Annotated in this window: 18 protein-coding genes; 9 read left to right on the top strand and 9 right to left on the bottom strand. The window is 67.1% G+C overall.

The genetic code is table 11. The features are described 5' to 3' along the window. The first annotated feature begins 90 nt into the window (after positions 1 to 90). The 4 genes from ACQR1X_RS03175 (at position 91) to ACQR1X_RS03160 (ending at position 6,710) form a co-directional block, all read left to right on the top strand. Positions 91 to 1,671 carry an efflux transporter outer membrane subunit gene (locus tag ACQR1X_RS03175; protein WP_434898307.1) on the top strand — a complete coding sequence of 527 codons (1,581 nt, stop codon included), beginning with the start codon at positions 91 to 93 and terminating at the stop codon, positions 1,669 to 1,671. After that, positions 1,671 to 2,786 (top strand): efflux RND transporter periplasmic adaptor subunit, encoded by a 1,116-nt coding sequence (locus ACQR1X_RS03170; RefSeq protein WP_316183260.1) that lies wholly within the window; start codon positions 1,671 to 1,673, stop codon positions 2,784 to 2,786. Before ACQR1X_RS03175 ends, ACQR1X_RS03170 begins: the two co-directional genes overlap by 1 nt. Positions 2,787 to 2,820: 34 nt before the next feature. Next, entirely contained in the window at positions 2,821 to 5,898 is a 3,078-nt protein-coding gene (locus tag ACQR1X_RS03165) for an efflux RND transporter permease subunit (protein ID WP_434898306.1), read from the top strand. A 122-nt stretch (positions 5,899 to 6,020) separates the two neighbouring features. Next, on the top strand, positions 6,021 to 6,710 hold the full coding sequence (locus ACQR1X_RS03160) for a PadR family transcriptional regulator (RefSeq protein WP_315802458.1): 690 nt from the start codon (positions 6,021 to 6,023) through the stop codon (positions 6,708 to 6,710). A gap of 413 nt (positions 6,711 to 7,123) precedes the next feature. On the opposite strand, the gene ACQR1X_RS03155 is transcribed toward ACQR1X_RS03160, so the two are convergent. Together ACQR1X_RS03155 and ACQR1X_RS03150 are read right to left on the bottom strand one after the other, a co-directional pair. Continuing rightward, positions 7,124 to 7,960 (bottom strand): class III extradiol dioxygenase family protein, encoded by an 837-nt coding sequence (locus ACQR1X_RS03155; RefSeq protein ID WP_316239007.1) that lies wholly within the window; start codon positions 7,958 to 7,960, stop codon positions 7,124 to 7,126. 5 nt (positions 7,961 to 7,965) lie between these two features. After that, positions 7,966 to 8,319: a protocatechuate 4,5-dioxygenase subunit alpha gene (locus ACQR1X_RS03150; RefSeq protein ID WP_315758446.1), complete on the bottom strand. Its 354-nt coding sequence runs from the start codon at positions 8,317 to 8,319 to the stop codon at positions 7,966 to 7,968. Positions 8,320 to 8,442: 123 nt separating this feature from the next. On the opposite strand from ACQR1X_RS03150, the gene ACQR1X_RS03145 reads away from it, so the two are divergent. Beyond that, positions 8,443 to 9,375 (top strand): LysR family transcriptional regulator, encoded by a 933-nt coding sequence (locus ACQR1X_RS03145; protein WP_434839742.1) that lies wholly within the window; start codon positions 8,443 to 8,445, stop codon positions 9,373 to 9,375. A 24-nt stretch (positions 9,376 to 9,399) separates the two neighbouring features. Here the strand turns inward: ACQR1X_RS03145 and ACQR1X_RS03140 are convergent, their stop codons facing one another. The 3 genes from ACQR1X_RS03140 to ACQR1X_RS03130 all read right to left on the bottom strand — a co-directional run bounded on the left by ACQR1X_RS03140 (position 9,400) and on the right by ACQR1X_RS03130 (position 11,850). Continuing rightward, positions 9,400 to 9,786 (bottom strand): VOC family protein, encoded by a 387-nt coding sequence (locus ACQR1X_RS03140; protein ID WP_315802455.1) that lies wholly within the window; start codon positions 9,784 to 9,786, stop codon positions 9,400 to 9,402. A gap of 74 nt (positions 9,787 to 9,860) precedes the next feature. After that, a complete protein-coding gene (locus ACQR1X_RS03135; protein ID WP_434898305.1) occupies positions 9,861 to 11,138 on the bottom strand; it encodes a flavin monoamine oxidase family protein in 1,278 nt (425 codons plus the stop codon). After that, complete coding sequence (locus tag ACQR1X_RS03130) at positions 11,131 to 11,850, bottom strand: RibD family protein (protein ID WP_434839745.1); 720 nt, start codon at positions 11,848 to 11,850, stop codon at positions 11,131 to 11,133. Before ACQR1X_RS03130 ends, ACQR1X_RS03135 begins: the two co-directional genes overlap by 8 nt. A gap of 165 nt (positions 11,851 to 12,015) precedes the next feature. Between ACQR1X_RS03130 and ACQR1X_RS03125 the strand changes: the two genes are divergently transcribed. Beyond that, on the top strand, positions 12,016 to 13,542 hold the full coding sequence (locus ACQR1X_RS03125) for an alpha/beta hydrolase (protein ID WP_434898304.1): 1,527 nt from the start codon (positions 12,016 to 12,018) through the stop codon (positions 13,540 to 13,542). A 53-nt stretch (positions 13,543 to 13,595) separates the two neighbouring features. Here ACQR1X_RS03125 and ACQR1X_RS03120 read toward each other — a convergent pair whose 3' ends face one another. Both ACQR1X_RS03120 and ACQR1X_RS03115 read right to left on the bottom strand, forming a co-directional pair. After that, entirely contained in the window at positions 13,596 to 13,784 is a 189-nt protein-coding gene (locus ACQR1X_RS03120) for a hypothetical protein (RefSeq protein ID WP_434898303.1), read from the bottom strand. A gap of 138 nt (positions 13,785 to 13,922) precedes the next feature. Then, positions 13,923 to 15,482, bottom strand: a complete 1,560-nt coding sequence (locus ACQR1X_RS03115; RefSeq protein ID WP_434898382.1) for a GMC family oxidoreductase — start codon at positions 15,480 to 15,482, stop codon at positions 13,923 to 13,925. A 314-nt stretch (positions 15,483 to 15,796) separates the two neighbouring features. Here ACQR1X_RS03115 and ACQR1X_RS03110 point away from each other — a divergent pair, with 314 nt between their 5' ends. Next, the gene (locus tag ACQR1X_RS03110; RefSeq protein ID WP_434898302.1) at positions 15,797 to 16,903 is read left to right on the top strand and encodes an excisionase family DNA-binding protein; all 1,107 of its coding nucleotides are present in this window, start codon (positions 15,797 to 15,799) and stop codon (positions 16,901 to 16,903) included. Positions 16,904 to 17,002: 99 nt separating this feature from the next. Further along, positions 17,003 to 17,356 (top strand): DUF2200 domain-containing protein, encoded by a 354-nt coding sequence (locus ACQR1X_RS03105; RefSeq protein ID WP_434898381.1) that lies wholly within the window; start codon positions 17,003 to 17,005, stop codon positions 17,354 to 17,356. 38 nt (positions 17,357 to 17,394) lie between these two features. Here the strand turns inward: ACQR1X_RS03105 and ACQR1X_RS03100 are convergent, their stop codons facing one another. Beyond that, on the bottom strand, positions 17,395 to 18,312 hold the full coding sequence (locus ACQR1X_RS03100) for a PaaI family thioesterase (protein WP_434893377.1): 918 nt from the start codon (positions 18,310 to 18,312) through the stop codon (positions 17,395 to 17,397). 310 nt (positions 18,313 to 18,622) lie between these two features. On the opposite strand from ACQR1X_RS03100, the gene ACQR1X_RS03095 reads away from it, so the two are divergent. Further along, positions 18,623 to 19,291 (top strand): hypothetical protein, encoded by a 669-nt coding sequence (locus ACQR1X_RS03095; RefSeq protein ID WP_315802449.1) that lies wholly within the window; start codon positions 18,623 to 18,625, stop codon positions 19,289 to 19,291. Positions 19,292 to 19,347: 56 nt separating this feature from the next. Here ACQR1X_RS03095 and ACQR1X_RS03090 read toward each other — a convergent pair whose 3' ends face one another. Further along, complete coding sequence (locus ACQR1X_RS03090) at positions 19,348 to 20,895, bottom strand: L,D-transpeptidase (protein ID WP_434898301.1); 1,548 nt, start codon at positions 20,893 to 20,895, stop codon at positions 19,348 to 19,350. Positions 20,896 to 21,014: the final 119 nt, after the last annotated feature.

The following is a 21,014-nucleotide window of genomic DNA, read 5'->3' as shown; positions in this document are numbered from 1 at the left end:
GTGAGCAAGCCCGTCCTGTCATCAACGTGACTTGACCTGATCGGTACCGCCACGCATCGTCAGCAACAGAAAACGAAACGGTTTAGTTTCATGTCTGATGATGTCCAATTGTTTCACGGCTGTTCGGGACCAGTCCCAAGACGCAGCGCATTGCCCTTGCGGCTCGGCCTGCTCGGCTGGAGCATGCTGCTCGCGTCCTGCGCCGTCGGTCCGGACTTCATGTCTCCCGACGCGCCGGCCGCAACCGGTTATGTGGCCGAACGTCGGCTCGCCGCGACCGCCAACGCCTCGACACCGGGCGGCAATGTGCAGAGCTTCGCGCCCGGAGGCGATCTGCCCGGCACTTGGTGGGCGCTGTTTCATTCCCGGCAGATCAACGCCTTCGTCGAGGAGGCGATTCGCAACCACCCGGACATCGAGGCCGCACAATTGGCGCTGCGTGCTGCGCGCGAGAACGCTCTGTCGCAGCAGGGCGCGCTGTTTCCGCAGCTGAGCGCGAGCGGGTCGGCCGAGCGTACGCAGGCCTCCAGCACGCAGCAGGGACAATGGCCTGGCCAGACGTCGCTCTACACGCTCTACGGTAGCTCCGTCAGCGTCAGCTACGCGCTCGACCTATGGGGCGGTACGCGGCGTCAGGTCGAGGCGCTGCAGGCCCAGGCCGACTACCAGGGGTTCAAGATGGAGGCGACGTATCTCGCGCTGACCGCCAATGTGGTGACCGCCGCGATCACCGACGCCTCGCTGCGCGACCAGATCGCGGCGACCGAGGAGATCATCAGGGCCGAGACCGATCAGCTCGGCCGCATCCAGCGCCAGTTCGACGTCGGCGCGATCTCCAAATCCGACGTGCTGGCGCAGGAGGCAACGCTGGCGCAGGCCAAGGCGACGTTGGCACCACTGCAGAAGCAACTGGCGCAACAGCGCAATCAACTGATGGCCTATCTCGGCCGGCTGCCGAGCCAGGACCGCGGCGAGCACGTGACGCTCGCGGAGCTGAAGCTGCCGCGCAAGCTGCCGGTCTCCCTGCCCTCGTCGCTCGTCCGGCAGCGTCCCGACATCCGGCAGGCCGAGGCGACCTTGCACCAGGCGACTGCGACCGTCGGCGTCGGGATCGCCAACCTGCTGCCGCAGGTGACGCTGTCCGGCAGCTACGGCGCGAGCGGGCCGGAGCGGCTGTTCTCGCCGACGACGCTGGTATGGGATGCCGCCTCGAGCGTCAGCCAGAAGCTGATCGACGGCGGCACGCTGTACCACACCAAGGAGGCCGACGTCGCCACGTTCGAGCAGGATTTGTCGCTCTACAAGAGCACGGTCATCACGGCGTTCCAGAACGTCGCGGATTCGCTGCGCGCCATCCAGTACGACGCCGAGGCGCTGAAGGCGCAGGCCGCCGCCGAGAAGGCCACGGCCGACAGCCTTGCAATGTCGGTCGAGCAGTTCAAGACCGGCGCCGTGCCCTACGCCAACGTCATCACCGCGCAGCAATCCTATCTCAACGCCCGGGTCTCCCGCATCAAGTCGCAAGCCACCCGCTTCAGCGACACCGCGGCGCTGTTCCAGGCGCTCGGCGGCGGCTGGTGGAATCGCCAGGACGAGACCCCGGCGGCGCTGCCGCGCGCCAATCCCGGCTATTTCGCCGGTCCCAATCGTACGACCCAGGAAGCAATGTAATGAAGAAGCGCATGGTCATCATGCTGGCCGCCATGGCCGCTCTGTTCGGCGGCCTGTACGGCTTCCAGACCTTCAAGGGCATCATGATCGCCAAGGCGATCGGCGCCATGGCGAACCCGCCGCAGACGATCTCGACCACGGTCGCGGCGACCGCGCCGTGGCGCTCCAATCTCACCGCAGTCGGCTCGCTGCGCGCCGTTAACGGCGCCGATCTGTCACTGCAGGTCTCGGGCATCGTACAGAGCATCCAGTTCAATTCGGGTGATGCCGTCGAATCCGGCCAGTCCCTGCTGCAACTGGTCGCCACCGACGACGTCGCCAAGCTGCAATCGCTGCAGGCGACCGCCGAGAACAACGCTATCGTCGTCAAGCGCGACGAGGAGCAGATCAAGTTCAACGCCGTCAGCCAGGCGACGCTCGACAGCGACCGCGCCAACCTGAAGAACGCGCAGGCCCTGGTCGCGCAGCAGAAGGCGGTCGTCGAGCAGAAGACCCTGAAGGCGCCGTTCGCCGGCCGCCTCGGCATCCGCGCCGTCGATCTCGGACAATTTCTCAGCGCGGGCACCACCATCGTGACCTTGCAGAGCCTCGATCCCATCTTCGTCGACTTCTATCTGCCGCAACAATCGCTCGCCGACATCCGCATCGGCCAGGACATCACCATCGTGGTCGATGCCTTCCCTGCCGAGCGTTTCGCCGGCCAGATCTCGGCCATCAACGCCAAGGTCGATTCCACCAGCCGCAACGTCCAGGTCCGCGCCACGCTGCACAACGCGGCGGCGCGGCTGCTGCCGGGCATGTTCGCCAAGGTCGAGATCGCGACCGGACAGCCCGAGCAGCTCGTCACCCTGCCGCTGACGGCTGTCGTCAGCAATCCCTATGGCGACCTCGTCTATGTCGTCGACGATCTCAAGGACGGCCAGGGCAGAGCGCGGCAGACCTTCGTCAAGAGCAAGCCGGCCAAGGGCGACCGGATCGCGATCACCGACGGCATCAAGCCGGGCGAGACGGTGGTGATCGCGGGCCAGATCAAGCTGCGCAACGGCAGCCCGGTGAGAATCGACAACTCGCACGTCCCGGTCGCCGAGGCCGCGCCTGACGTCGTCGATCAGTAATTCGCGAAAAGCCTCCGACCTTCAGAGCCCGCCCATGCGCTTCACAGACATCTTCATCCGTCGGCCGGTGCTGGCGCTCGTGGTCAGCGCGCTGATCCTCGTGCTCGGCCTGCGTTCGATGACGACGCTCGCCATCCTGCAATATCCGCGCACGCAGAACGCCATCGTCACGGTCAGCACGGCCTATGCCGGCGCCGATAGCGATATCATCGCCGGCTTCATCACCACGCCGCTGGAGAATGCGATCGCCCAGGCCAACGGCATCGACTACATGACGTCGACCAGCGTCACCGGCAGCAGCACCATCACGGTGAACCTGCGGCTCAACTACGATTCCGGCAAGGCGATGACCGAGATCAACGCCAAGGTGAACTCGGTGCTGAACCAGTTGCCGACAGGCACGCAGCAGCCGACCCTGACCCTGAAGGTCGGACAGACCATCGACGCGATGTATATCGGCTTCGCCAGCGACGTGCTGGCGCCGAACCAGATCACCGACTATCTGACGCGCGTGGTTCAGCCGAAGCTGCAGGCCGTCTCCGGCGTGCAGACCGCCGAATTGCTCGGCGCCAAGAAGTTCGCGCTGCGCGCCTGGCTCGATCCCGACAAGCTCGCGGCCTATGGCCTGACGGCGACCGACGTGTCCACGGCGCTGTCGGGCAACGACTACATCTCCGGGCTCGGCACCACCAAGGGCCGCCTCGTGCAGGTCGACCTCGCCGCCGCGACCAACCTGCATTCGCTGGAGCAATACCGCAACCTCGTCGTCAAGCAGGTCAATGGCGCCATCATCCGCCTGCGCGACGTCGCCAATGTCACGCTCGGCAATGACGACTACGACAGCGCGACGCGTTTCAACGGCAAGACCGCGGTCTATATCGGCGTCCAGGTGGCGCCGACCGCGAACCTGCTCGACGTCATCAACGGCGTGAAGGCGGTCTATCCGGAGCTGCAGCGGCAATTGCCGAACGGCATCACCAGCGAGATCCTCTACGACTCCACCGATTTCGTGAACTCGTCGATCGACGAGGTGATCCACACGCTGGTGGAGGCCATCGGGATCGTGATCGTCGTGGTCTTCATGTTCTTAGGCTCGTGGCGCTCGGTGCTGATCCCGGTGATCGCCATTCCGCTGTCGTTGATCGGCACCTTCGGCCTGATGCTGCTGATGGGCTTCTCCATCAACCTGCTGACCTTGCTGGCGCTGGTGCTCGCGATCGGCCTCGTCGTCGACGACGCCATCATCGTGGTCGAGAGCGTGCACCGCCTGATCGACGAGGGCGTGCCGCCGGTCGAGGCGGCGATCCAGTCGGCGCGGGCGCTGGCGAGCCCGATCATCGCGATGACCGTGGTGCTGATCGCGGTCTATGTTCCCGTCGGCTTCCAGGGCGGCCTCACCGGCGCGCTGTTCACCGAATTCGCCTTCACCCTCGCCGGCGCCGTCACCGTCTCCGCGGTGATCGCTCTGACCTTGTCGCCGATGAATTGCGCCTGGCTGCTGCGCCGGACCGAGCGCGATGCCACGACGCTGGAGGCTCGGCTGGTCCGCACCATCGACCGCGTGCTCGAACGTCTCGCCCACGGCTACCGCCGCGGGCTGGAAAGTGTGTTCGCGACCAAGCCGGTGGTGGTGGTGTTCGCGCTGCTGCTGCTCGCGATGATCCCCTGGCTCTATGTCAGCTCCACCAGCGAGCTCGCGCCGGACGAGGATCAGGGCATCGTATTGTCGCTGACGAATTCCGCGCCCTCGGCCACGCTCGAGCAGCGCCAGTTCTACGGCCAGCAGCTGTACGGCCTGATCGCGCAGCGGCCGGAGACACGCACCGTATTCCAGATCGACACCCCGACGCAGGCGATCGGCGGCTGGGTGCTGAAGCCGTGGGATCAGCGCAAGGCGACGACCAAGACCCTGCAGCCGGAATTCCAGCAGCTCTTGAACAGCATCGCCGGCGCCCGTTCCGTCGCCTTCCAGCCCTCGCCACTGCCGGGCAGCAACGGCCTGCCGGTCCAGTTCGTGATCGGCACCACGGGGTCCTTCAACGAGCTCAACGACGTGTCGCGCGATTTCATGACCAAGGCGCTGGCGAGCGGCAGATTCATCTTCCTCGACAGCGACCTGAAGATCGACAAGCCGCAGACCACCGTGGTGTTCGACCGCGACAAGGCCGCCGATCTCGGCCTCAAGATGAGCGATCTCGGCGGCGCGCTCGCGACCATGCTGGGCGGCAACTATCTCGACTATTTCAGCCTGGAGGGCCGCTCCTACAAGGTGATCCCGCAGGTCCGGCAGAACGATCGCCTGACCGACACGCAGCTGCTCGACTATTCGATCCGCACCAGCGGCAACGCCATGGTGCCGCTTTCGACGGTGGCCCGGCTCGAGCGCAAGACGATCCCCGAGTCGCTCAACCACTTCCAGCAGATCAACGCGGCGACCATCTCCGGCGTGGCGATGCCGGGCATCGCGATGGGCGACGCGCTCGCCACCCTGAGGGAGATCGCGACGTCGCTGCCATCGGGCTACTCGATCGACTATGGCGGCGCGTCGCGGCAGCTCGAGCAGGAGTCCGGCGGTTTCGTCACGACCTTCGTGTTCGCGCTGATCATCATCTTCCTGGCGCTCGCCGCGCTGTTCAACAGCTTCGTCGATCCGGTCATCATCCTGGTGTCGGTACCGATGTCGCTGGCGGGCGCGCTGATCTTCATCAGCCTCGGCATCGGCGGCGCCAGCATCAACATCTACACCCAGGTCGGCCTCGTCACCTTGATGGGCCTCGTCAGCAAGCACGGCATCCTGATGGTGGAGGTCGCCAACGAGCTGCGCGAACACGGCAAGGACCGCACCGAGGCCATCATCGCGGCGGCCACCGTCCGCCTGCGCCCGATCCTGATGACCACGGCGGCGATGGTGCTCGGCGTGATCCCGCTGATCGCCGCGAGCGGCGCCGGCGCGGTGTCGCGCTTCAACATGGGGCTGGTGATTGCCACCGGGCTCGCCATCGGCACCCTGTTCACGCTGTTCGTGGTCCCCGTCGCCTATGCGCTGATCGCCCATCGTGGTACGGCGCACGAGACGCCGGCCCAGGCTGCCGGGGCGACAGCCGCTCCTTAAACGGCTTACAAAACAACGAAATATCAGAAGCTTAGGCGAAGACCCGACAATCGAGCAGCCCGGCATTGACAAACGATATACGCAAACGATATATCGTTTGTACGAACGGGAGATCATATCGTATGAGACATCATCATTGGAAATTCGGACCTTCTCGCCGCGACGACGAAGAGCGCGGTTGGGCGCAACGCGGACGGCATGAGCGGCATGGCTTCGGCGAGACCTGCGAGGACATCCGGCTCAGCGGGCGCGGCCCCGGATTCGGCCGCCATCGCGGTCCCGGCCTGTTCGAACGGGACGGTCGCCGTGGCGGGCGCGAGGAATTCGGACGTGGCGGCGGGCGCTTCTTCGGCCCCGGCGACCTGCGCAGCCTGCTGCTGTGGCTGATCGGCGAGAAGCCGCGCCATGGCTACGAGCTGATCAAGGCGGTCGAGCAGCTGGTCGGCGGCGCCTATTCGCCGAGCCCGGGCTCGGTCTATCCGATCCTCAATCTGCTCGAGGACATGGGCCAGATCGAAGCCGCCTCAAGCGAGGGTGGCAAGAAGCTGTTCGCGATCACCGACGCCGGACGCCAGGCGCTGAAGGACGACGAGGCGGCGATCGAAGGTCTGCTCAGCCGGCTGCGCATCATGGCCCGCACCATGGGCGGCATGCGTCCGCCGGAGCAGGTGCTGCAGAGCGTGCAGACGCTGAAGATGGCGCTCAAGATGCACCGCCCCGGCTGGAGCGAGGACGAGGCCAAGCGCGTCAGCGACATCCTCACCCGCGCCATCGCCGAGATCCAGGGCGACGACGACGGCGCGGCGAGCTGATATCAACATCAGCCAGGAGCGGAGGCGTAGCAGCCGGAATTGATATCCGTGCTCGCGCCGCGCAGACGGTGCGCTCCCTCTCCCCCGTTCTTCACGGGGAGAGGGGCAACCACGCGGGAAGCGTCGGTTGAGAAACCATACTCCCCTCATCCAAAACATCTGCTGTCGTCCCGGCCTTTAGCCAAGACTGCTAACATCGGGTCGCGATGAGACAGGCGACTGATAGCGACGTTCCTCGATAGCATCCGCGGTATGGGTCCCGGCGTTCGCCGGGACGACACCGTTGATGCGGCCTAGTCGAGCCAAACACACTGCTGTCGTCCCGGCCTTGCGCCGGGACCCGTACCGCGTGATGGTCATTGGCGGAACGGCTCTCGGTCATCACCGTCCGCACCAGGATCCCGCAAGAGCCGCTACACCGGCTCCAGCACCATCAATCCCGTCGCCGTGTTGGAGATCGGGATGTGATAGTTGGAATGCTCCTTGCGGACCTTCTCCGGCAAGGTGCCGCGCGCCACCATCCAGTTCAGCAACTCGACGCCCTGGGTGCCCGACAGCTCGACCAGCTCGGTGGTCGAATACTTCGTCGCCCACGAGGGATCGTCGATCATGCTGGCCATGAACTTCTCATCGAAATCCTTGTTGATGAAGCCGGCCCGCTCGCCGTCGAGCTGGTGCGACAGGCCGCCGGTGCCCATCACGACGACGCGCTCATCCCCAGGCCAGGATTCGATCGCCCGCGCCAGCGCCTGACCGAGCTTGTAGCAGCGTGCAGCCGATGGCAGCGGCGCCTGCACCGTGTTGACGACGACCGGCACCACCCGCACCGGCCATTTCTGATCCGGCCAGCACAGCGCCATCGGCAGGGTGAAGGCGTGATCGACCACCATCTCCTGGCAGGTCGTGAGGTCGAAATCCTCCTTCACCAGATGCTCGATCAGGTGCCACGACAATTCGCTGTCGCCCTTGAACGGCGCGGTCTGCGGAATGCCCCAGCCCTCGTCGGCATTGCTGTAGCTGTCGGCCGCGCCGATCGCGAAAGTCGGCATCTTGTCGAGGAAGAAGTTCAGGCCATGGTCGTTGTAGACCAGCACCACGACATCCGGCTTCACCTTGGCGAGCCATTCGCGCACATGCGGGAAACCGTCGAAGAACGGTTTCCAATACGGATCCTGTTGCAGGCCCTTGGCGATTGCGCCGCCAATGGCCGGAACGTGGGAGGTGGTGATGCAGCCGACGATCTTTGCCATGACGATTACCCCCTCGCCGCCAGAAGCTTGGCCTTGAACTGCTCTTTCGTCAGGCCGGTCTGCTGCGCGCCGATGTCCTGCATGTCGAGCCCGAAGATGCCGGCAAACTTGGCGAGGTAATAGGCGTTGCCGCCGGCCTCGATCAGCTCCAGCACGTTGCGGTTCTTGATCGCCGCGCGCTGCTGTGCATTGAGGCCATATTTGGCGCAATAGCCGTCCTCGTCGGCGACGAAAGCCTTGCGGTTGGCGGCATCATTGAACGAGTAGCACATCTTGTTGAGGGCGTAGCCTTTGCGGGCCTGCTCGCCGTCGAAGATGGTGGTGCCGGGCACGGGCTGCCGGGCTGATGTGGTGGACATCTTAGCCTCCCCTGTTCGTGTTTCGGACGGCCGCGCTTGATCTGGATCAAACGCGGCGCCATTCGTGCCCGCCAGTATCGTCTGATGACACCGCCGATAAAGGCCGCGCGACCGATCTGATCCATGAGCCAATTCGATCATTTGGACCTCGACGGCCACCTGCTGCAGCTGCTGCTCGCCGTCATCGAGGAAGGCTCGGTGACGCGCGCCGCGCAGCGGCTCGGCGTCACGCAGTCGGCCGTCAGCCATCTGCTCGACAAGCTGCGCGCGATCACCGGCGATCCGCTGTTCGTGAAGTCCGGCCGCGGCATCGTGCCGACCGCGCATGCGCAGCTCCTGGCGTTGCGCGCCCGCGCGCTGCTCGACGATCTCCGGAGCTTCTCGCACACCGCCGCGTTCGAGCCGGCGAAAATCTCCGCGCAGGTGACGATCGCGGCCAATGATCTGCAGCGCGACCTGCTGCTGCCGTCCCTGCTCCGCTACGCCCGCGCGCAGGCGCCGGGCCTCAGCCTGCGGGTGATCCCTTCAGGCGCACCGGTGCCGGAAATGCTGCGCGAAGAACACTGCCAGCTGATCATCACGCCGCGCCCGCCCGAGGGCAGCGACATCCTGCAGAAGCGGCTGTTCGAGGACAGCTATCGCGTGTTCTACGATGCGGGCCAGCGCGAGCCGCCGGAAAGCCTGGAAGACTATCTCGCCAGCGACCATGTCACCGTGCTGTACGAGCCGCGACGCCGGCTCGACATCGACGAGGTCCTCGCCGAGCGCGGCATCGTCCGGCGCTTCGCGGCGCAGGTTCCCGGCTTCGGCGGCATCGGGCCGTTCCTGCGCGGCAGCCGCATGATCGCGACCCTGCCGAGCCTGCTGCGCGCCTACATGCTGCGCGGCCTCGCGGTCGCGCCGGTGCCGGTCCCCTGCCCGGCGATGCCGATGTACATGGTCTGGCACCTGCGCCACCACGAGGATCCGATGCACCGCTGGCTGCGCCAGCAGCTCGAGATCGTGGTCGCGCCGAGCCTCGCCGCTGCGGCCGAGCACATGCCCATCATGGCGTGACTCATCCCGAGAGGTGAGCGGCCCTCACCCCGGCGTATGGCACACCGCCTCGATGTTGTTGCCGTCGGCGTCGCGCACGAACGCGCCGTAATAGTTCTCGTGATAATGCGGCCGCAGTCCAGGCGCGCCGTTGTCGCGTCCGCCTGCCGCGATCGCCGCCCGATAGAACGCATCGACCGTGGCGCGATCCTTGGCGTGGAACGCGACATGCGTCGAGGTCGCGGCCGTCCCGCCGGTGCCGATCCAGAAATCCGGACGGCCGTCGCCGAAGCCGGCGTGATCACCGTGGCCGCCGGTCTGCGCGTCGGTGATCTCCATCATCAGGACGTAGCCGAGCGGCGCCAGCGCCGCCGCATAGAACGCCTTGGCGCGGGCAAAGTCGGAAACGGGGAAGCCGACGTGGTCGAGCATGGCGATCCTCATCGATGATGACGGCCGAATGCTAGCTCCGCCGGCAGGACGGCGCAACGATGCACGCGGCACGCTCACATCGCGAGGATGCGCCGCGCCGTCCGTTGCCCACTCGCCAGCGCCGCCTCGACCGTTCCCATGTCGCGGCCGCGATACAACGCCTCGCCGGAGATCAGCACCCGTCCGCCATCCCGGCGCGAAAGCGTATCCTGCGCCTCGCGCGAGGTCAGCGTCGCGTAGGAATAGGCGCCGCGCGCGAACGGATCCTTCGCCCAATCCGTGACATGCGACGCGACGAGCTGCCGCTTCAGGGAGCCCACGGGCCGTGAGAAGATGTCCGCGAGCGCCGAAAGCCCTCTTTCGATCAGCGCATCCTCGTCGCACGCAGCGAAGGCAGCGGCCGGCGGCCCGGCGAGCCAGCCGGTCAGCACCGCGTCATCGTTCGGATGCTGCGTCCACCACACCGGCACGTCGGCATCGGACAGCACGAACAGCATGTCCGAAAGATCCTCGGTCCGGGCCTCGCGCCACCACCGCCGCTCGAAGCGCAGCAGCAGCTTGATGACGTTGCCGAAGCCGATGGTTTCGGCGGCGGCCAATTGCGGACGCATGGAAGGCGGCAGCGCGATGGTTCGCAGCAGCGGCAGCGGCACGGTCAGGATGACGCGATCGCCGCGCTGCGCGCGGCCGTCTGCGCAGCGCACGACGACACCATCATCGGCGCTCTCCACCGCGCGCACCACCGCCTCGAGCTGCATCGCCACGCCATGCGCCCGGCACTCCGCCAGGAGATGATCGAGCAGCGCCGCGTAGCCGCCGACGATGCGCGCCTGAGCGCCGCGCTCGCCGCCCATCCATTCGTCGCGCAGCGCGAACACGCTGGCACGGGCGGGATCGGCCGCGTCATAGCCCTGCACCATCCCGAGCACGGATTTGCGCAGGGCGGCGAACTCCGCGCCGGCGAAATGCCGGTCGAGCAGCGCCGTCACGGTCATGTCCTCGGCGAGCTGCCGCGCCACGCGGTGCAACTGGCGCATCTGCCGATCGGCGGGATCGTCGCGCAAGAACGCGCCATCCGCCACGTACCAGCGCGCGCCATCGACCGGCGTCGAGGCCAGCCCCGCCTCCGCCATCAGCGAATGGGTGACCGGCGCCTCGCCATGGATGAATTCCGCGCCGGCATCCGCGCGATATCCGAACCTGCTCGCGGGCAGCGGATGGATGCGTCCGCCGCAGCGGGCACGCGCTTCCAGCAGCGTCACCCGCTGGCCGGCGCGGGCCAGCTCGCGCGCCGCCATCAGGCCTGCGGCACCGGCACCGACGATGATGATGTGCATTGGCCGCTCAGCCATGACTTGCCTGGGCCGGCATGGCCGAGCCGTTGGTGATCTTGTAGCGCAGCCACAGCGCGCCGCCCTCCAGCGCCGTGCTGCTTTCGAGCGTCATCGCCGTGATCGGCGCGCGCATGCCGGACTCGGCTTCCGTCGAATCGAACACGCTGGGCGCCCCCTTGGCGCCATCCACCGCCGGACACAGAACGAGGTTGAACTCGTCGACCAGACCGGCGCGCAGGAACGCGCCGTTGGCGCCGCCGCCGCCTTCGAGCAGCAGCCGTTTCACGCCGAGCTCCTGCGCGACGATGTCGAGCACGCGCTGGAGATCGAGCTTCGACTGGCCGGCGAAGACGTAGGACACGCCTTCGCCGCGCAGTCCCGCGAGATGCGCATCGGACACGGCCTCGGTCAGCACGACGACGATCGGATCGCCGCCGATGTCGGAGCGGCCCCAGCAGATCTTGCCATGGGGATCGAGCACGATGCCGTAGGCCTTGGCGCCGGGCCGCGCGATCCAATGGGTGCGCGGGAAGCGCTCGGTGGTCTCGGCGGGATAGGCCGAGCCCTTGGCGAATTCCTGGCCGGTGACGCGGCCAATCAGCCAGGCGTCGCCGCCGAGCTGGTCATGCACCTGCTCGAACAGATCGCCCGATCCCTTCGGACGCCAGCGGCTCGGCAACGTGCGGCCGTCGACGCTCGACGCCATCAGGCAGATGACTTCCGGTTTCATGCATCCTCCTTGTCGCCACCAAACGGGGGTCACCGAATATCGCTGCGGCGGCGTTGTCAACGAAGCGGCGTGCGTTTCGTTCGATCGCGGCCACGCCGCTCGCCTGCGGCGTCGTTGTTATGGCGCACATTCCTGCGCTAGTTTCGGCTGCAAACGGAGCCGATCATGGACGCTGCGGCGCGCAGACGGGACGCCATCGGTTTGCGCGGGGCAGCCCTGCTGGCTGCAGCGCTTGCCGGCCTCGCGCTCTGCGTCGCCGGACTCTGGCGCCTCGAAGCCGAGCGCATGGGCATCTCGATCACCCCGCTGCAGGCGGGCTCCACTCCCGTCACCGTCTATCGGCGCGACGGAGCGGCTGCGTCGCCCGTCGTCGTCATTGCCCACGGCTTTGCGGGCTCGCGCCAATTCATGGAGGCCTATGCGCTGACCTTGGCGCGCGCCGGCTATGTCGCGGTCTCGTTCGATTTCGAGGGGCATGGCCGCAATCCGACGCCGATGTCGGGCGACGTCACCCGCATCGACGGCACGACGAGGAAGCTGATGAGCGAGATCGGCCGCGTCACCGACGCCGCGCTGTCCCTGCCGGGCAATGACGGCCGGGTGGCCCTGCTCGGGCACTCGATGGCTTCCGACATCATCGTACGCCAGGCCCTGGCCGACCCACGGATCAGGGCAACGGTGGCGATCTCGATGTTTTCCGAGGCCGTCACGCCGAGCGCGCCGCGCAATCTGCTGATCATCACCGGCGAATGGGAGACGGCCCTGCGCAGGGACGCGCTGCGTAACCTCCGGCTCGCCGATCCCGCCGCGCGCGAGGGCGACACCGTGGGCGATCCCGCGGACAACGGCGGACGCCGCGCCGTCGTCGCGCCCGGAGTCGAACACGTGAGCGTGCTGTATTCGACGACCGCGCTGCGCGAGGCGCGCGACTGGCTGGATCGCGTGTTCGGGCGCACCAGCAGCGGGCCGGTGGCGGCGACCGGCGGCCCGATCGCGCTGCTGCTGGCCGGCATCGTACTGTTGGCCTGGCCGTTGGCCGCGCTGCTGCCGAAGGGCGATGCGCCGCCGCCTTCGATTCCGCCGCGTCAGCTTGCGATCGCCACGCTCGTGCCCGCGGCAGTCACTCCGGTCGTGCTGCGATTCGTCGACACGCATTTCCTGCCCGTGCTCGTCGCCGACTACCTCGCCGTTCATCTCTTCGTATACGGCGCGCTGTCGCTGTCGCTGCTGCGCATGCAGGGTGTTCGCTTCGGCCGCGTAGCCCGGCTCGCGGCGCTGGTGCTGGCCGCCTATGGCATCTTCGGTTTCGGTGGCGCGCTCGACCGCTACGTCGCCTCGTTCATGCCGATCGCCGCCCGCCTGCCGATCATCGCGGCAATAGCCATGGGCGCGGTGCCCTGCATGCTGGCCGACAGCATCGCCAACCAGGGCGGGCACGCCGCGCTGTGGCGCACGGTGTGGATCCGGACAGCGTTCCTAGCCTCGCTCGGCGGCGCGGTCGCGCTCGATTTCCGGCGGCTGTTCTTCCTGCTCATCATCGTCCCGGTGATCGTGCTGTTCTTCCTGGTGTTCGGACTGATCGGCGGCTGCGTCGGCCGCCGGACCGGATCGCCGATGGCCGAGGGCATCGGTCTCGGCTTCATCCTGGCGTGGTCGCTCGGCGTGTCGTTTCCGATGTTCCTGCCGGGATAGCGTGTCCAGACCACGCGGAGCGGTGCATCGTCAGCGAGGCCTGGGCAATCGGGTCAGATGAGAACCAGCACGAGCCGCCTTGGCCCGCCTGAGGACAGCGGCACCGTCTCGCCCTCGATCAGGCGAGCATCTTCGCGCGCGTCCACGCCGTCGCGCGCCTGGAGTTTCGCGGCGCGTCGCCGAAGATAGAGCGCAACGCGCAGGTCGAGCCAGAGCTCGGCATGGATGACCAGCAGGGTCAACTCGTTTGTCATCAAAAATTCTCTTCACAATGGCGGACTGCGATCTCAGGTGAGCATGCCACCTGCAGTCCGGCGCGATTGAAATTGCGATCAGACTGGCGACCGGCCCGCCAGAACACGACGGGCCGGCCTGCCGAACTAATTCAGGCCATGCGCCGCCTTGATGATGTCGGCGGCGCGCTCGCCGATGACGACGCACGGCGCCATCGTGTTGCCGCTGGTGATCTCCGGCATGATCGACGCATCGGCGATGCGCAGCCTGTCGATGCCGTAGACCTTCAGCTTGCCGTCCACCACCGACATCGCATCGTGCCCCATCTTGGCCGTGCACGACTGATGCCAGTAGGTAACCGCGGCGTTGCGCACGAAGCTTTCCATCGCGGCCGCGTCACGCTTGCCGGGAAGCGCTTCGCGCTTGACGAGCTTGTTGAAGGCCGGGTCGCCGCCCAGGGCGCGGCACAGCTCGATGTTGGCGTAAGCCGCCGCGAGATCATCCGGATGCGACAGCGTATTGGCTGCGATACGGATCGGGTCGTTCGGACCCGGGCCGGACAGATGCAGCGTGCCGCGGCTCTTGGGATGCGCGAGGCCTGCGAACATCGTCCAGCCATGCTCCGGAACGTCCGGCCCCATGGTCTCGGCACTGACCACCGGAAACTCGACCTGGCAGTGGAACATGTCGGGACAAGCGAGGGCCGCATCGCTCTTCCAGTACAGCGTGGCCTCCGAGCCGCCGTGACCGACGTCCTGCGGCTCGCGATATTCGAAGACGCAGGCGAACGCGATGTGGTCCTGGTGGTTGCGGCCGACGCCCGGCAGATGCTGGATCACCGCAATGCCGTGGCGCCGGAGTTCGTCCTCCGGACCGATGCCGGATTGCATCAGAACCTTGGGCGTGTTGATGGCGCCGAGCGAGAGCACGACTTCCCGGCCGGCCATGAACACACACCGCTTCGAATCCTGCATCGCTTCCACGCCGACGACGGAACTGCCGTCGAGGATCAGCCGCGTGACCATCGTATCCGTCAGGACCGTGAGGTTCGGCTGCGCGAGACGCGGGTGCACGTAGGAGCGGTAGATCGACGAGCGCCGTCCGTCCTTGATGATCAGGTCGTTGATGGCGGCCCCGCCACGGCCCTCCATCATGGCGCCGTTCGGACTGTCGAACGCCGGCAGACCGAGCGATTGCGCGGCCTCGATCATCGTCAGCGCGACCGGCTGCGGATTGGCCGCAGGTCCCACATGCACCGGCCCGCCGATGCCGCGCCGCCGCGGGTCGGGAATGCCCTGCCAGCTTTCGATGCGACGATAGATCTCCAGCACCGACTCATAACCCCACGCCGGATCCTGCACCTCCGCAGCGAAGCGCTCCCAATCGTTGCGATGGCCGCGCGCCCACACCATCACGTTGATGCTCGAGCCGCCGCCCAGCACCTTGCCCATGTTGAGCGGAATGGCCCGCCCGTTCAGATGCGGATTCGGCTCGGCCTGGAAGGCCCAATCGCGCGCCGAGCCGAGATTGAGCGGCCATTGTCCGGGGGTCATGACCTCGGGAACGTCGTCGCTGCCGCCCGCCTCGAGCAGGAGCACGCGAACCGCCGGATCTTCCGCCATCCGTGCGGCCACAACGGCGCCGGACGAGCCGGCGCCGCAGACGATGAAATCGTATCGCCCGGAACTCTCTCCAGGCCTCGCCATGGTGATCCGCTGCGGATCGTCTTCGCGGGTACCGGTCGCCATCATCTACTCCCTCTCCGTTTGAAATGGACTCAACACAGCCAAAACGTGCATCTGCGGCCGGACGACACCGAATCTCGGTATCTCAATGCCGCGCTGCGGGATTGAAACTATCAAATCTATCGAATATATCAATATCACCAAATATGATTGTTTTGTGATCGGAGGAACGCGCCTGCGTTTGAACCGAAGCGGACCCTGCGGCGATCCACGCGCGGGCGCGGGCCGTTCAGCGGGGGCTGCAAACGATGCGGCGAGCCGATACGGTGCAGTCCATGGAGAAGGACGTTCTGACGACATCCGAGGCGGCGAAGCTGCTGGGGATTTCCGTGCGCACGGCGCAATTGCTGATCGAGGGCGGCACGCTGACCTCATGGAAGACGCCAGGAGGGCACCGCCGGGTCTACCGCACCGAGGTCGAAGCGCTCATCGCCCGCACCAAGCCCGCCCTTGTCCTGGAATCCGCGCTCGTCATCGTCGTGTGCTCGCCGGACCGCCGGGCGGCCTACGAAGCGATGCTGGCGGCGGTGCCGGAATGCACCGTCGCGATCCATGAGGATGTCCACACCGCGGCCTTCGTCATCGGCTCGCGGCTGCCGGCCGCGGTGATCGTCGACCTCGACGACGCCTATGCCGACCGGCTGGGGTTCCTGAAGCACATCGACATGACTCCCGCGTTCGGCGCGATCGCCGTGTTTGCATCGGCAGGCGCCGGTGTGATCGCGCGCGGCGATCTCGCCGCCTTGCGGCGCGTGACCGTGACGCCGCCCGACCAGTTGGCGGCTGCGTTGCACGGCGTGTTGAAGGACAAGGAGGGGCCCCGTGACATCGTGGTGGACGGCGCGTCCTTTCCGCTCGCCCCCAATGAAGGCCGGCGTCTGGCGGCGCTGAATCGCTCAGGCCTGGTCGACACCGCGCCGGAAGACGCCTTCGACCGCCTGACCTGGCTTGCGAGCCGCAGCCTCAAGGCGCCGGTGGCGCTGCTGACACTGCTGACCAACAGCCGCCAATGGTTCAAGTCGCGTGTCGGGCTGGAGATGACGGAGACGCCGCGAAGCTGGTCGTTCTGCAACCATACCATTCTGCAGAAGGGCGTGTTCGCCGTGGACGACCTGGCCCGCGAGCCCCCGTTCGACACCAATCCCGCCGTCGCCGGCGCTCCGCATTTTCGCTTCTACGCCGGCGCCCCCGTCACCGACCCGGACGGCTTCGCCGTCGGCGCGCTTTGCGTCATCGACTACGAACCGCGCAGGCTCGACGCCGAGCAGGAAAAGACGCTGCTCGCGCTGGCGGCGCTGGCGTCCGACGAGATCCGGCTGCGCGCCACCGACCGGCAATTGCGCTGGGCATTGGACTCGCTCGACCGGCAGACAAAATCCTGACGACGGGCAGCCCCGCGCCGGTTAGCTTCGGCGGCGCTGGCACACCGAATTCGCGCAGTTCCGTGCTGCATGGGCGCCAGACTCGGACAGGGGGTGGTCATGGCGAAACACCGCATCTACACGACGAGCTTCGCGAGCGTGTACCGGCTCTACGTCGCGAAGGGGGAAAAGAAAGGACGAACCAAGGCCGAGGTCGATCAGATCATCTGCTGGCTGACGGGCTACGATCAGAAACAGCTCGACGCCGAGGTGGACCGACAGACGGACTTCGAGACCTTCTTTACGCGGGCGCCGGCCATGAATCCGGCGCGCTCCCTGATGAAGGGCGTGGTCTGCGGCGTCCGCGTGGAGGACGTCGAGGAGCCGACGATGCGCGAGATCCGCTACCTGGACAAGCTGGTCGATGAGCTGGCGCGCGGAAAGGCGATGGACAAGATCCTGCGCACGCCGTGAGCGCCAAGCGCGCGGCGGCGGTCGTGCAAACCCAAGCCTCAGTCCTGCTCCTGCCCCGGCGCCTGCCGCAGCATGAAATGCCCGAATGCGGTGGCAATCGGCTTCGTATCATCGTCCTGCCAGGCGCGGGCCTCGAAGGCGACGACGCGGCGGCCCTGCTTGACGATCGACGCCGACGCGATGCTGTCGAGCGCGCGCCCCGAACGGAGATAGTTGATGGTGAGGCCGATCGGCTTCGGCGGCGCCGACGCGCCGAGCTCGCGCATCACGGTGATGATCGCCGCGGTTTCGAGGAATGCGCCGGTCATGCCGCCGTGGATCGCCGGCAGCACGGGATTGCCGATGATCTGCTGCGAGAACGGCATCATCAGCGTCTCGTTCTCGGCGAGACGAATGCCGAGACAGCGCGCGAACGGACTGGTGGCGAACGGCCCCGTCGGATCCTCAGGCGCCTCGAGCGGTGGCGGCGCGCCGTTGAACGCCGGGCGATCGGTCAGCATGTTGGTGCGGTTGGCGCCGATCATGAAACAGGCCGTCGCGGTCGCGACCGGTTCGCTTTCTTCCTCCTGATAGGCGGTGGCGCGCACGAAGGCGATCGAGCGCGTGACGCGGAAGCATACGGCATGCGCCTTGATGTCGAGCCCGGGGGTCGCCGGCTTCTGATAGTCGATGCGCAGATCGAGCGTGGCGATTGCCCGGCTGCCGTCGAGCGCGAGCTGCACCGCCATTCCGCAGCTCTCGTCGAGCATCGCCGTGACCACGCCGCCATGGATGACGCCGGTCTCGCTGTCGCCGACGAACACGGGACGATAAGGCAGGGTCGACCAGGCCTCGCCGGGCGCGAAGCGGTCCATCCTGAGCCCGCTGATATGGCCATAGACCGAGCGGCGATTCCTGATGGCCCCGGCGAGCGCGTCGAATGCCGGCGATGCGGCGGTGGGCGGAATGTGGGACATGCGCGATTTAGAGCATGATCGCACGGAGGCACGAAGTCTTTTTCCGGCACATCTGCTTTGTGTGCGAACGATCCGCCCCGGACCACCGCTGCTCCCGCCTCTGCACCGTTCTGCACCGCCGACCACGTTCACGACGCGCGCCGCGAGACCGACGTGCAGCAGCGCGCACCGCACGGCCTTGCAGCTCGGCGCCGGGACCGCATTCCGCAAAACTACGTGGATGAAATGTTCCACCGGCGCGGCGCGCTTAGAACATTGGCAACCTTAATATGATCATAATTGTCTCCATCAAATCCCGGAGACCCCGTCGATGCGCAGATCCACCAAGACGCCGGACGCCCCGCCGAGCAGCGGCACGGCCTCTCTACGAATTGTCCTGAGCCTGGCGCTCGTTGCCAGCGCCGGCGCGATGTGGTGGAGCAGCGGCGGCGCCAACAGCTTCTCCTTCGGTAACGGAGCGCCTTCGCTCGAGACCCGCGTCGCCACGCTGACATCGGAGCTGGCCCAGCTCAAGGCCGAGACCGCCCAGTTGCGCGACCGCCAGAGCGACACCTCCGGCGAGCTCATGCAATTGCGCGCCAGCCTCACCACGACCGAGACCGGCCTGGCCACTCTGCGCACCGCCGCCGACGAGACCGAGGCGCGCCGCCGCGATACGGCCGACAAGATCGAGTCCGATCTCGCGCTGCTGAAGCGCCAGGCGGTCCGCCTCCGCGGCGCCCAGGAAGATGCGGCGACCGAGCTGAGCGGGCTGCGCACCGCCGCCGCGAACAGCGACATGTCCATCGAGCAGCTCCGGACCTCCACCGGCGAGATGCGTCAGCAGTTGGCGCGCATCGAGACCGCGCGCGAAGCGACCAGCTCGATCTCCCGCAGGCCTCACCGTGTCAGGCGCGTAGCGCGCGCGGCCGAGGCGCAGCACGAGCCGCAGCCCTTCCTGATGCAGTGGCCCGGCGTCCTCCCCGCAGGCCGCAACTGATTTGAAGTGCCACCCGGCCTGACCCGCGAATCGCGGTCAGGCATCAGCCCGGCTGGTCACCACCAGCCCGGCTGCACCGGCCGGTAGTAGGTCGGAGGCGGCCCGCGACGACGCGGAGCCGCGACGGGCTGGCCATCCCAGCTGCGCTGGAAGAAGCTGCCGAAGCCGTCGTCATATTCGTCCCCGCTGGCGACGACATCGGCATTGGTCGTCGGCCGCCGCGTGATGAAGCCGCCCTGCGGCTGGTTGCTCAGCACCGCCACGAACTCGGTCCGGTAGTTGGTCTCGCTCGACAGCGGCTCGTCCGAGACGATGATCGAGGAGCGCGGCACCGCCGTCGGCGCGATGCGGTCGAGCACGTCCTTCGGAATGGTGATGCGGTCGAGCGCGTCCTTGGCGGTGTCGCCGTCGTCGATGGTCACCGCCGTCCAGCGCAGCCCCGCGCCGTCCTGCGCCACCGCGGTGAACACATGCGTTCCGATCGGCCGGTCGGGATCACGGATGGTCACCGGGGCCTCGATCGAGGTGTCGAACACCTCGCCGCCGCCATCGGGGGCCGGCTTGTGCGTGTTGCGCCTGACATAGAGCATCTGCGTCGACCGGCTGATATAGACCGAGACCGGCTCGGTCGCGAGCCTGGCGTCGGTCGCGGTCTTGCTCGTCTCGGTCTTCCTGGCCGCCGCCGCCTTGGCGGCGTCCTTGGTCGAGGTCGCCGCTGCGAGCTTCACGGTCGCGTCCGACTTCGCGGCCTCGAGCTGCGCTGCCGCGTCGGTCGCCTTGGCGGCGGCCTTCTGCTTCGCATCCTCGGCCAGCGTCCTGGCCTGATCGGTCTTGGCGGCAGCCAGCTTCCTGTCGGCGAATTTGAGCTCGGCCTCGGCGCGTGCCTTGGCCTGCTCCAGCTTGCGCAAGGACGTCTTCAGCGCCTTGGCCTCGCGCTCGGCCGCGGCGGCCGCCGCCTTGGCCTCGTCGGCGCTCTTGGCGGCGTCCTCGGCTTCGTGGCCAAGCGTCGCGGCCCGCGACGGCACCGCGGCGAGCGCCTGCGCATTTGGTACGAACAAGGCGGGATGGGAGAACTCGACCGGCGCCGGGTCACCCGGCGCGATGATCACCCGCATGCCGATCCAGGTCCGGTCGAACAGCTTCTCGGCAAAGCCATAGGGCATGCGGACGCAGCCATGCGAGGCGGCATAGCCAGGCAGCGGCCCGCCGTGCAGCGCCACACCATTCCAGGTGATGCGCTGCATGTTCGGCATCCAGGCATCGTCGTAGAGCGTCGAGTGGTGGTCCTTGTCCTTCTCGATGATGGCGAACACGCCGGCCGGCGTCTCGCGGCCGGAGACGCCGGTCGAGACCGGCGCGCGCCAGATCCAGCCATCGGCGTCGTAGAACGTCACCTTCTGCGCCTTGATCGACACGATCGCCATGATCGGATCGCCATGCGCGCGCGGCGCCGTCGCCTCGGTCACCGGCGCCGGACGCGCCTGCCGCGCAGCGGCCTCGGATCCGGCCAGCGCCAGCACGGTGGCGGCTGCGAGAGTCGTCAGGACCGTTCCCCGACGCCGCATCGCTGCAAGGTTCTGAGCCGCCTTGGATCGTGTCACCATGCTGTTTCCCGATTCGTCATTGCTGTTCCGCCGGCGCGATCGGCGCAGGACGATCTATACGCTCGATCATGTCTTGGGGTGAAGTGAGGCGAAGGCGCGTCCTGATGTCATCGGCTTTC

The organism is Bradyrhizobium sp. HKCCYLRH3073 (assembly GCF_051167995.1).
GTDB lineage: Bacteria > Pseudomonadota > Alphaproteobacteria > Rhizobiales > Xanthobacteraceae > Bradyrhizobium.
The sequence above is the reverse complement of the archived record's forward strand: the minus strand, read 5'-3'. Positions and strand labels throughout refer to the sequence as shown.